This window comes from Corynebacterium sp. CCUG 71335 (assembly GCF_024454075.1).
Lineage (GTDB): Bacteria > Actinomycetota > Actinomycetes > Mycobacteriales > Mycobacteriaceae > Corynebacterium > Corynebacterium genitalium.
This window is the reverse complement of sequence record NZ_JAGPYY010000008.1, coordinates 77,289-87,903: the sequence shown is the minus strand read 5'-3', so window position 1 is coordinate 87,903 and position 10,615 is coordinate 77,289. Positions and strand designations below refer to the sequence as shown.

Genomic DNA, 10,615 nt, shown 5'->3' with positions numbered 1-10,615 from the left:
GGTTTCGTCTCCCTGGATCGGTAAAGAATGGACTGTCTTCCCGATCCTAGTCCCAACCGGTGTCCTTGATCCCCTCATTGTCCAGGTGGTACCCCATATGCGGGATGGTGAAGTTGAGGAACCCGCGCCGCGGGCTGTAGATCAGCTCCCGGTCGAGCAGCGCCTTGCGCGCCATCGACTGCGATTGCAAGGTTCCACCCAGTTCATCGGCGATGTCACTGACGGAGACAGCCTCGTTGCCGTGCTGCACCTGAGCCATAGCCACAAGGAATTCATGCTGCTTCGGCGGGACACCGCGTAGCGCCGGCTCATGCACGAGCTGCCCGAGTGTTTCCAGCACGTCCGGGGTCACAGCGAGCGTGTCGTTCAACTCGACCACACTGCCACCTGCTGCCGCCCGCTCAAAGAGGTGGAAGCCGACGAGCTGCACCAGGTACGGATAGCCGCGGGTGAGCTGCACTGCCTCGTCGAGCGCGCCTTGATTGAACCTCACCCCGCCTTCTGCGGCGGTTTGGACCAGCACGTCGGCGGCGTCCTGCGGGGTCATGGGCCCGAGGTTCGCGTGCTGCGCGCGCCGCAGGAACGTCGTGCCCGGGTGCTGCAGCAGCGCCCCGATTCCTTCCGGCAGCCCCGCCGCGGCGAAGGCGACGTTGTGGTTGTCGCGCATGAGGTCTTGGATCGCCGCCGTGAGCTCCCACAACTGCTCCGGGTCAGCCGATTGCACCTCATCGACGGTGATGAGGATGCCGCTGTCCGGGCCGAGTTCACGCGAGAGCTCGTTGAGCGAGGAGATGAGAGACGCAGACGGTTTACGGCTGGTGTCCACTTCCGTCTCAATGCCCCACCCGCTGGCCCTGATCCCGGTGATGCGCCGTTTGACGGTCGGCCGCTCACGGAGCGTGGCCAGCGTTTGCGGGATGACGGTGTCCACCAGGGGATGCACTACCGCGTTGGGGTGGGCCCGGAGCACGACCCAGCCGCGGCGTTTCGCTTCGTCTTCAAGCTCGTTGAGGGTGACGGTCTTGCCGATGCCACGCGGGCCGCTCAGCAGCAGCACCCGGCGCGGGTCGCCGACCCCGCCGTCGAGCCCGCGGCCGAAGGACGACACGACGCTCGCGCGGCCGGCAAAGACCATCGGTGAGACACCGAATGTCGGAATGAACGGGTTAGCCATGGTGATCTCCTCTCACACGCCACCTACCAGGCCTACCAGCCTTTTATACTCCTTATACTCCCCCCGCGCCAAGCGTTTTTATACTCCTTAGAGTTTCGCCCCCTCCCCTGCAGCCTGGCTTGCCGGGTGCGCCTGCGCCATCACACGTGCGGATGTGACCGGCCGGCGCACCACCGACGCCACCGCCACCGCGGCGTTGTCGATGATGCGGTTGATGATCACCTCCATCGTATCCGCCGGTGCTTCTACCGGATCAGCGGCGACCTGGGCGACCTTGTAGGCCAGGTGTTCCTCATACGGGAAGTTTTCGGCGGATCGGTGCGTGCGCACCTTGTGGTTGATCATGGTGAGCGGGCCTCCTCAAGCGCTTCGGGTGGGGCTGCGCCGGCAACGCCGGACAGCCGGGAGTTCGTGCGCTTAGTATGCGTGAACTAATAATTTCGCGCAGAGGAATGGCCGGGTTTTCTTGGCCGGGCCGGGTTCGATTTTCATGGTTCGCCTATCGCGGTTCGCCGACGGACAAACCCGCAGGTCGGCGTGAAAGGCGAACTGTGAAAGGCGAACGGCCGCTAGTTGAGGTCGGTCTTGTGCACCAACCGGCGCGCTGCCTCCGTGATCGAACCCGACAGGGAGGGGTAGACCGCCATCGAGTTGGCCAAGTCCGCAACGGTCAGATTGTTCGTCACCGCGATGGTGAGCGAGAGGATCAACTCGGACGCGGTCGGGGCGACAATGACGCCGCCGAGCACCTGTCCGGAACCCTTGCGGGAGAAGATCTTCACAAAACCAGTCTTCAACGAGCGCATCTTGGCGCGCGGGTTGGTGGGCAGGTCCAGCTTGATAATGTCGGCGTCATAGTCGCCGTTGCGGATCTCCGCCTCGGTGATGCCGACAGCGGCGATCTCGGGACGGGTGAACACGGCCGAGCCGACGGTGCGCACGCGCAGCGGCGCCACGCCCTCCCCCAGCGCGTGATACATCGCGATGCGGCCCTGCATTGCAGCTACCGATGCCAGCGGCATGAGGTCACAGCAGTCGCCGGCGGCGTAGATGCCCGAGATGTTGGTGCGGGAGACGCGGTCGACGTGGATGTGGCCAGACGGGGTGACGTCCACACCCTGGGACTCGAGCATGAGGTCCTTAGTGTTCGGCACCGAACCAATGGACATCAGGCAGTGGGAGCCTTCGATCTCGCGGCCGTCGCTGGTGCGCACGATGACGCCCTCGCCGGTGTTCTCCACGCTCTCCACGCGGGCATCCTTGACCAGGGTGACGTCGCGGTTGGATAGGACGGATTCGAGGACGTCAGCGGCGTCAGCATCGTCATGCGGCAGGATGCGGTCGGACGAGCCCACCATGGTCACCTTCACGCCCAGCTCAGCGTAGGCGGAGACGAACTCCGCACCCGTCACGCCCGAACCGACCACGACGAGGTGCTCCGGGGTCTCGATGAGGTCGTACATCTGCTGCCAGTTGAGAATGCGTTTGCCGTCGGGCTTCGCCTTCGGCAGCACGCGCGGGGAAGCGCCGGTAGAGATGAGGACGATGTCGCAGTCGAAGGTCTCCTCTGTGCCGTCGGCAAGCTCCGCCTTGACGCGGTGGGTGGTGTGGCCCGCCTGCTCGGCGGCGAAGCGGGCGCGGCCGGTGACCATGCGCACGCCGGAACGCTCGAGCTGGGCGCGGATGTCGCGGGATTGCTCAGACGCGAGCGCGACAACGCGGTTGTTCAGCGCCGGGATGGATAGATCGACCTGACCCAAGCCGTGGCGCAGACCCATGGCATCTGCGCGGCGCAGGTCCGTCTTGATGTTCGTGCCGGCGATGAAGCCTTTCGACGGCACCACATCGCGCAGAATGCCCGAACCACCCATGCCGAGCGCCTCAATCAGGGTGATGTCCGCGCCGTACTGGCTCGCAGTCAACGCAGCCTCGTAGCCGCCGGGGCCGCCGCCGATGATCACGATCTTTTTGGACATGCGAAAACTCCTGTTGCGAAAAGCGAATTGCGAAAAGCGAATTGCGAACGGTCAGATTCTCGCTAGACCACTGTAGCCACGAAGGCCATCACGCGCCGGTGGGCACCCGGTCCGAATCCGCGAAGCGTTGCACGATGGTGCCGAACAGGCGCACGCCCACGTCAATGCAGCGTTCGTCGATGTCGATGTCGCCCTGGTGCAGGTCGTACTTCTTGCCGGTGCCGCGCCAGCACCCCAACCTCGCCATGGAGCCGGGCACCTGCTCGAGATACCAGGAGAAGTCTTCGCCGCCGCTGGACTGCGGGGCCTGGACGATGGCGTGGGGATCGACGCTGCGCACCGCTTCGACGAGAGCGGCAGTAGCCACGTCGTCGTTCATCACGGGCGGCACACCGCGGGTGTAGGCGAGCTCGTGGGAGCAGCCGGTCGGGGCGATGATCGCGTCGATAAGCTCGCTCATGAGCGGCTCAAGCGTGCGCCACGTCGCAATGTCCTGGGTGCGGATCGTGCCGGAGACGCGACCGGTTTTTGGCACGGCGTTGGGGGCAAAACCGGCTTCGATCTGCCCGAAGACCAGCACGGTGCCGGTGCGCGGGTCGATCCGGCGGGTCAGCAGCGCCGGCAGTTGCGTGACCAGGCTACCCAGGGCGTAGACGACGTCGTTAGTCAGGTGCGGGCGCGAGGTGTGGCCGCCGGGGCCGGTGACGTTGATGCGCAGCACGTCGGCGGCTGAGGTGATTGCACCGGTGCGCACGCCGATTTGGCCGACGCGCAGCTTCGGCTCCGCGTGGACGGCATAAATGCAGGCCACGCCATCGAGGCCGCCCCACTTGATCACGTCGGGCGCGCCGCCGTCCATGACTTCCTCCGCCGGCTGGAAGATGACGCGCACGCCAAAGGGCACGTCAATCTCCGCCAGCGCGCACGCCAGCGCCAGGGAGATCGCGGTGTGCACGTCGTGGCCGCACGAGTGGGAGGCACCCGGGGTGCGCGACGCGAACGGCAAACCGGTGGTTTCCTCAACGCGCAGGGCATCAATGTCGGCGCGGAAGGCGAGCTTTTCGTCGCTCTGCGGCCCGATATCGACGTACAGTCCGGTCTCCGGGAACAGGTGCGGCTCCAAGCCGCGCTCGCGGAGACGCTCAGCGATGAACTGGGTGGTGTCAATCTCATGGTGGGAGACCTCCGGGTGGGAGTGCAGGTGCCTGCGCCACTGAATGACTTCATCGCGGTGCGCGACAAACCACGAGTCAATCTGGGCCGACAACCCCACTTTTTCCACGGAACAACCCTCCCGGACAATGCACGACAGTGCGACAGGTACCTGTGGAAGTGTAGTACTAGACCAAGCTGTACAGACAGTTGGGGTTGGCCGGCTTCTACAGCGCGAACGGCCGGGTGTCCTCGGGGCGGGCTGGCCAGAGAATTTCCAGGTTGAGCGCGCTGACATCCTGCGGGCCGAAACTGTCCCAGCAGATCTCCCCCACTTCTTCCCCAGCGCCTGGCAGAAGCAGCACGGGCGGCACGCGCAGCGCGTACGCCAGGCGGTAGATCGTGCTCAAGTTCGGGTCGTTGGACCGGCGGCTGTTGTTGTGGTTGCGCTCTAAGTTGGACACCTGGCTGCGCGAAAGTCCGGACAGGTCAGCCAGGCGCTGTTGGCTCACGCCGCGCATGGTGCGCACCGACTTCAGCCGCGCGGACAGGCTGTACCCGTAGCTCGCCCATTTGGCGTCCGGCAAGATTTCGCTGTTCTCGCTGGCCCCGCTAGCTGCGCTGGCATCGCTCACGGTGGTGCCCCCCTTTACCGATCCCCCATCGATTGTTTCCGCTCTGAGACTACTACAGATCGATGTTGCGCGGGCCGTACAACCGATCACCGGCGTCGCCCAGGCACGGCACGATGTACGCGTCCTCGTTCAACCCCGGGTCGATCGCTGTGGTGACCAGTCGAATCGGGGCGTCCAGCTCCGCAATGCGGTCCACGCCGGGCTGTGCGGAGACGACGGTGATCACGGTGATGTCGTCGGCGCCGCGGTCGGTGAGCAGGTTGATCGCGTGCACGAGCGATCCGCCGGTGGCCAGCATGGGGTCGACGAGGAAGACGGGTTGGCCCGCTAAGTCGTCGGGAAGCGCTTCGAGGTACGGCACGGGCTCATGCGTTTCTTCGTTGCGCGCCAGCCCGATGAAGCCGACTTGCGCGTCCGGGATCATCGACAGCGCCGGATCCACCAACCCCAGCCCGGCGCGGATGACGGGAACGATGATCGGCGGGTTCTTCAACCGCGTACCTACGGCGGTGCCAACAGGGGTGATGCAGTCGAATGTCTCGGCCTCCAGCGCGCGGGACGCCTCGTAGATGAGCATTGCGCCCAAGTCCGACAACGCGGCGCGGAAACCGGAGTTGTTGGTGCGCGCGTCGCGCAGCTTAGTCAAACGCGCGGTGGCCAGCGGGTGGTCGATCACTGTGATCTGCATATTCGACATGCTAACCAGAAATTTCGCGCTGCAGGGAACCGAAAGCGGGTCAAAAGCAGTCCAACATGGCATGCACACTTTCATCTTGGATCCGCCCACCGCACGCAGCCACATCGAGCGCTTGCTTAACGACGCTTCTTCGACCACCCCCACCACCCTCCCGCCGTTACCCACGACCGGCCCCGTCGCCGGATTCGCGGCGGCCTTATCTGCCGCCGTTGATGCCGCGAACCATCAGGCCGAACTCCTCGCCGCCGAAGCCCGCCGCACCGCAGGCACTATGGATACGCTGGTCACGGCAGCTGAGCGAACCGACTGGGCCACCGGCGACGCGTTCGGGAGAATCCAGCAATGACGCAACTTTTGAACGAACTTCTGTCCCCGACACGCACGGCGCCCTGGGCCTCGCAGATTGAACAGGGCATCCACGCGATCATGCAGGCCGTTCCAGAGCAGCTACCGCATATGTCGTTTCCCGCAACACCCGACTTCACCTCGGTAACACCACTGGCGGAGATTGTCGGGGCGGACCCGAGCACGATCAACAACGCCGCCACAGCGCTCACCGCCGACCGTGAAACAATCGACGCCGCTGTGCGCGAGGCAGTACCGCATGTCGCTACGGCCTCCGCGGACATCGTCATGATCGGGCAACGCTTCCTCACTGACGCCGCCCCGTTCGCGCTCGGAGCCATGTTTCCGCTCACCGCCCCTATGGCGATAGGGCGGATGGCGGGGTTGGTGGGAGAGGCGCTGGTGGACGTCGTCAAGCGTGTGGAGCAACTCGAGCAAGACCTCGCTCCTCTCACTGAGCGCCTGGACACGGTGGTGGCGCGCGCGTTGGAACGCCCGCCGCTTGTCGCACCGCCGGAAGCGCAGGCGGCGGAACAGGAACTCCGCGAACTGGCAGACGCCCCGGAGACTGCGCCGGCCGCAGCATCCGCCGAAGTTCCTCCACCTCCGGCTGGCGACACGGCACCTCCCGATGGGGAGAGTGAAGGAGGCAGTGCCGCCGGGCGCGCAGCCGTGGAAGCGGCGAAATCGCAGATGGGAACGCCCTACGTGTGGGGCGGATCGCAACCGGGCGGATTCGACTGCTCGGGATTGACGTCGTGGGCGTACAAGCAGGCCGGGGTGGAGATCCCGCGCACCGCGGAGAACCAGGCGGTGGGACAACAAGTCAGTTATGAGGAGCTACAACCCGGCGACCTTGTGGTGTGGTCCGGGCATGTGGCTATGTACGCCGGCGACGGCATGATGGTTGAAGCTGGCGATCCGGTGCAAATGAACCCGGTCCGCACAGAAAACATCGGCATGCCGTTCAAGGGGTTCTGGCGACCGACGGCATGACCCTAGGTAAAGTGATTGCCCATGACGACGCGTGCAATTCTGCCGGTGAAAATCTCCTTGACCGACGGCGACTTCTACACCCTCTGGGCTCCCACATGGCGCCAGGGCGGCTCCGAGTGGCAGGCCTTCTTCGGCGACAAGGATGACATTCTGGCGTTCACCAGCCCCGAAGCGCTGCTGGTGTACCTCGAGGACCACGCCGAGCACGACCTGGCAGACCACCCCCAGTGGGACGCATTCCAGGCGCGCGGCGACGACCGCGTCGTGCCCGCGGAGAAGAACGAGTACGACATCATCGGCCTGCCCCACTTCCTGGCCGGCCGCCCCAGCCACGAAAACGTCTCCGCCGCCTCGCGCGTGTTGCAGATTTCGCGTTCGCTTGCCGACGTCGCGGGCGCCGAGACCGCATCCATCTTCTTCGCGTCCCACTCCATCCTGAACAACATTCACCGCGGGCACGAGCACTACTCGGGCCCCAACGGGATGGACGAGTGGACCGGTGTTGGCCGTGCAGTGCTGACCAACTGGAAAGACGTCGTCGAATCCCTCGACGGCGCTGTGCGCGTGGTGGAGGACGAGGACTTGGACTCCACGCGCGTGGAGAAGGCGGGCGAGAGCATCGCCGCCGCCACCGCCGCCCGTGAAGAAGCACGCGCCAAGGCGGAGCAGGAAGCCGAGGAAGCCCGCGCCGCCGCCGACCCGTACGACGTTTCTCCCTGGGCCGATGCCGGTATCGACCCGGTGAAGATGACCGTCCAGGGCAAGGGCGTGTACACGCTGCGTACGTACGTGGGTGGCGCTCCGGTGTTCCTGGGTAAGTACGGGGAGATCTTCACCTTCCCCACGGCCAAGCACCTGCTGCGCTGGATCGTCGATAATGACGACCACGACCTGGCAGGCGTGTCCACCTGGGAAGACATCATGACGCTTGCCAACGCCGGCGAACTCGAGGTCGATGTCCACGCCGACAACTCCTACTCCCTCAACGGCATCGCCACCGACATTGAAAAGGGCGTCGATGCTGTAGACACCCAGCAGATGACCAAGGCCTACGAGCTCATGGCTGACGCCGCCGACTGGGCCAAGGACGACTCCCTGAACTCCTTCCTGCTGTCCAACCCGCGCATGCAGGACTACCTCGCCTACATGATGGGCTCCACCGAGGCCGCCGGCTACGTGCCATCCGCCCCGTTCACCGACAAGGCGGAAGCGTGGAAGGAGCTCGAGGAGATGCTGGTCAAGAGGTTCTCCAAATTCTAGGTTCTCACGCGGGCGGGCTGAGCGCGCGGCTCTAGGGGCGTCCTGGGCCCCCAAGATTTCGTTCACATTGAGCGCTCTATGTAGCGCCAAAACCCCAGGTCAGATTTCGTTGCCGAGACAACGATGCAATCTAAATCCGCTTACCAGGTCTGCGCCCCGAACCCAACGGGTCTGCGCTTAGCCAACCGTGGTGCCGAAGAGCATGCCCACCAGGAAGGTCGCGGCCAGCGCCAGCCCGCCGCCGACGACGAGCCTGACTACTGCCCGGTTGGCCTTCGCGCCACCGAGCTTCGCGGAGATCGCACCGGTAACCGCCAGAGCCACCAAGGTCACGGCCACACAGACCGCAACGCGCACTGATGCCGGGGCGAGCACGATGGCGATGAGCGGCACAACCGCGCCGACGAAGAACGCCAAGAACGACGCGATCGCGGCCGACCAGGGGCTGACAATGTCTTCCTCGTCGATGCCGTAGTGGATCTCCAAGTGGGCGGCTAGCGGGTTGAGGGCGGTACGCTCCCGTGCCACTGCGATAGCTGTTTCCTCGGACAGGCCGGAGTTCTTGTAGGCCTGCACCAGATGGGTGAGTTCTGCATCCGGGTCAGCTTCTTGCAGTTTCCGTTCGGTCTCAATCGCGGCCTTTTCGGCATCGCGCTGGGAGGAGACGGAGACGTACTCCCCTAGCGCCATGGAGATCGCGCCACCGACGAGCGCCGCAATACCGGCAGTGGAGATCTCACGGATGCTCGACGTCGCTCCGGCAACGCCGACGACCACGGCTGCGACGGAGACAATGCCGTCGTTCGCGCCCAGGACGGCTGCGCGCAGACGGTTCAGTTTCTCGCCCATGCCGTGGGTTTCCACCTCGACTTCCGGGAATTCGTCCGCAGAGTGATCGGCGTTCGTGCTTTCGGTTGTCTTCATGCTTCAAGGTCTACCCCGCTGCCAACTTGGGGCGCAAGCAAGTAAGCACTAACTAACTGCAGGTCAGGCAGTATTTTTGAGGTAAGGCTCGGCTTCGGTGCGGGCGACCGCCAGGACCATCAGCTCACGGCCTACACTTGGCTGACGATGAAGACGCACTCACATGCCGCACCCCGCACAGCAGCTGCTCTTACCGCAGCGTCCATTGCGGCAGCACCCCTGACAGTCCCGTTCGCAGCCGCCCAGGACGGGCTGTTCGGCTACGACGGGCAGGCCGCGGACGACGCCACCGTCACCGAAACGGTCACGGAAACCGAGTACACCCCTCCCTCGCGCGAGAAGGCCCCGGACACGGATAACTGCCCCCAGGCGACGGTGCCGCCGGAGCCTGTGAGCACGTCGGAACGCGTGGCGCCGGGCAGTGCGTCGCCGACGCCGCTGCCGGTGACCTACGACGGCCCGTGCGGGTACATCACGCCGGACGGCTTCACGGTCGATGAAGCGGTGGTGTCCGCGGCGTGGATGGTGGCGGACGTCGATACGGGCGATGTCATTGCGATGAAGGACCCGCATGGCCGCTACCGGCCGGCCTCCATCATCAAGGTGCTGCTTGCGCTCGTTGCTATTGACGAGCTTCCCCTGGACAAGAAGGTCACGGTCAGTGAAGAATCCGCCGGTCAGGAGGGCTCTGCAGTCGGCATCGGCGCGGGTGGCGAGTACACCATCAATGACCTGCTGCACGGCCTGCTCATGGTGTCCGGCAACGATGCCTCCCACGCCCTCGCCCAAGAGCTCGGCGGCGATCAAGCCACCTTGGAGAAGATCAACGCGAAGGCCCGCGAGCTCAATCTGCGGGACACCTACGCTGCGAGCTACTCGGGCCTCGACGCGCCCGGCATGTCCACTTCCGCGTGGGACATGGGTCTGGCGTACCGGGTCGCGTACGAGAATGGCACGTTCGCGAACATCATCAAGACGGAGATGTACCCCTTCCCCGGCTACATCGCGGAGGACGGCACTGTCTTCGAACCGTTCGACGTCTACAACGACAACCATCTCTACTTGAACGACCCGGACGGCATCGGCGGCAAGACCGGCTACACCGATGACGCACACCACACCTTCGTCGGCGCGCTAGACCGCGACGGGCGCAGGCTCATGGCGGTCGTCCTGGACACCACCGCGGACGAGGCGCGCGCGTGGGAGCAGGCACAGCGGTTGCTGCACGAAAGCTACAGGTTCACCTCGTCCGAGGCTGTCGCTTCGCTTGACGACGTCTCCGCCGACCCCACAGAAACCGGCTCCCCCATCACCGACGAACCCGGCACCGACTCACGTACTGGGCGCTTCGCCGCTGCCGGGGTTCCCTGGCAGGGCATCGCTGTGTTCATTGGAGTGCTCGCTCTGGCGGCCGTGGCGACGTGGTTGTCGGTGCGGTCGCGCCGTCGATAAGCAG

10 protein-coding genes and 1 pseudogene are annotated in these 10,615 nt (G+C 65.0%); 4 read left to right on the top strand and 7 right to left on the bottom strand.

Annotation, left to right across the window (positions count from 1 at the left end):
• Positions 1–46: 46 nt before the first annotated feature.
• The 6 genes and pseudogenes from KBX19_RS07395 to upp all read right to left on the bottom strand — a co-directional run bounded on the left by KBX19_RS07395 (position 47) and on the right by upp (position 5,625).
• Entirely contained in the window at positions 47–1,174 is a 1,128-nt protein-coding gene (locus KBX19_RS07395) for an ATP-binding protein (protein ID WP_255998125.1), read from the bottom strand.
• Between the two features lie 105 nt (positions 1,175–1,279).
• Positions 1,280–1,519: pseudogene (locus KBX19_RS07390) on the bottom strand (MmgE/PrpD family protein); the annotation flags it as partial.
• A 224-nt stretch (positions 1,520–1,743) separates the two neighbouring features.
• Complete coding sequence (locus KBX19_RS07385) at positions 1,744–3,150, bottom strand: NAD(P)H-quinone dehydrogenase (protein WP_255998124.1); 1,407 nt, start codon at positions 3,148–3,150, stop codon at positions 1,744–1,746.
• A gap of 88 nt (positions 3,151–3,238) precedes the next feature.
• Positions 3,239–4,423 (bottom strand): amidohydrolase, encoded by a 1,185-nt coding sequence (locus KBX19_RS07380; RefSeq protein ID WP_255998161.1) that lies wholly within the window; start codon positions 4,421–4,423, stop codon positions 3,239–3,241.
• Between the two features lie 106 nt (positions 4,424–4,529).
• Positions 4,530–4,937: a helix-turn-helix domain-containing protein gene (locus KBX19_RS07375; RefSeq protein WP_005286363.1), complete on the bottom strand. Its 408-nt coding sequence runs from the start codon at positions 4,935–4,937 to the stop codon at positions 4,530–4,532.
• A 52-nt stretch (positions 4,938–4,989) separates the two neighbouring features.
• Positions 4,990–5,625 (bottom strand): uracil phosphoribosyltransferase, encoded by a 636-nt coding sequence (gene upp / locus KBX19_RS07370; protein WP_255994492.1) that lies wholly within the window; start codon positions 5,623–5,625, stop codon positions 4,990–4,992.
• A gap of 70 nt (positions 5,626–5,695) precedes the next feature.
• On the opposite strand from upp, the gene KBX19_RS07365 reads away from it, so the two are divergent.
• The 3 genes from KBX19_RS07365 to KBX19_RS07355 are packed head-to-tail and all read left to right on the top strand — an operon-like array spanning position 5,696 to position 8,235.
• Positions 5,696–5,980, top strand: coding sequence for a hypothetical protein (locus KBX19_RS07365; RefSeq protein ID WP_040423413.1), 285 nt, complete (start codon positions 5,696–5,698; stop codon positions 5,978–5,980).
• Positions 5,977–6,975: a C40 family peptidase gene (locus tag KBX19_RS07360; RefSeq protein ID WP_255994491.1), complete on the top strand. Its 999-nt coding sequence runs from the start codon at positions 5,977–5,979 to the stop codon at positions 6,973–6,975. Before KBX19_RS07365 ends, KBX19_RS07360 begins: the two co-directional genes overlap by 4 nt.
• 21 nt (positions 6,976–6,996) lie before the next feature.
• Positions 6,997–8,235 (top strand): hypothetical protein, encoded by a 1,239-nt coding sequence (locus KBX19_RS07355; protein ID WP_255998122.1) that lies wholly within the window; start codon positions 6,997–6,999, stop codon positions 8,233–8,235.
• 177 nt (positions 8,236–8,412) lie between these two features.
• Here the strand turns inward: KBX19_RS07355 and KBX19_RS07350 are convergent, their stop codons facing one another.
• Complete coding sequence (locus KBX19_RS07350; protein ID WP_255994489.1) at positions 8,413–9,159, bottom strand: VIT family protein; 747 nt, start codon at positions 9,157–9,159, stop codon at positions 8,413–8,415.
• Between the two features lie 147 nt (positions 9,160–9,306).
• Here KBX19_RS07350 and KBX19_RS07345 point away from each other — a divergent pair, with 147 nt between their 5' ends.
• Positions 9,307–10,611, top strand: a complete 1,305-nt coding sequence (locus KBX19_RS07345) for a D-alanyl-D-alanine carboxypeptidase family protein (protein ID WP_255998120.1) — start codon at positions 9,307–9,309, stop codon at positions 10,609–10,611.
• Positions 10,612–10,615: the final 4 nt, after the last annotated feature.

What these genes read in the sequence shown, in the direction of transcription:
- KBX19_RS07395 (WP_255998125.1), bottom strand. Translation starts at nt 1,174, where the DNA reads ATGGCTAACCCGTTCATTCCGACATTCGGTGTCTCACCGATGGTCTTT.
- KBX19_RS07385 (WP_255998124.1), bottom strand. Translation starts at nt 3,150, where the DNA reads ATGTCCAAAAAGATCGTGATCATCGGCGGCGGCCCCGGCGGCTACGAG.
- upp (WP_255994492.1), bottom strand. Translation starts at nt 5,625, where the DNA reads ATGCAGATCACAGTGATCGACCACCCGCTGGCCACCGCGCGTTTGACT.
- KBX19_RS07365 (WP_040423413.1), top strand. Translation starts at nt 5,696, where the DNA reads ATGCACACTTTCATCTTGGATCCGCCCACCGCACGCAGCCACATCGAG.
- KBX19_RS07360 (WP_255994491.1), top strand. Translation starts at nt 5,977, where the DNA reads ATGACGCAACTTTTGAACGAACTTCTGTCCCCGACACGCACGGCGCCC.
- KBX19_RS07355 (WP_255998122.1), top strand. Translation starts at nt 6,997, where the DNA reads ATGACGACGCGTGCAATTCTGCCGGTGAAAATCTCCTTGACCGACGGC.
- KBX19_RS07350 (WP_255994489.1), bottom strand. Translation starts at nt 9,159, where the DNA reads ATGAAGACAACCGAAAGCACGAACGCCGATCACTCTGCGGACGAATTC.
- KBX19_RS07345 (WP_255998120.1), top strand. Translation starts at nt 9,307, where the DNA reads ATGAAGACGCACTCACATGCCGCACCCCGCACAGCAGCTGCTCTTACC.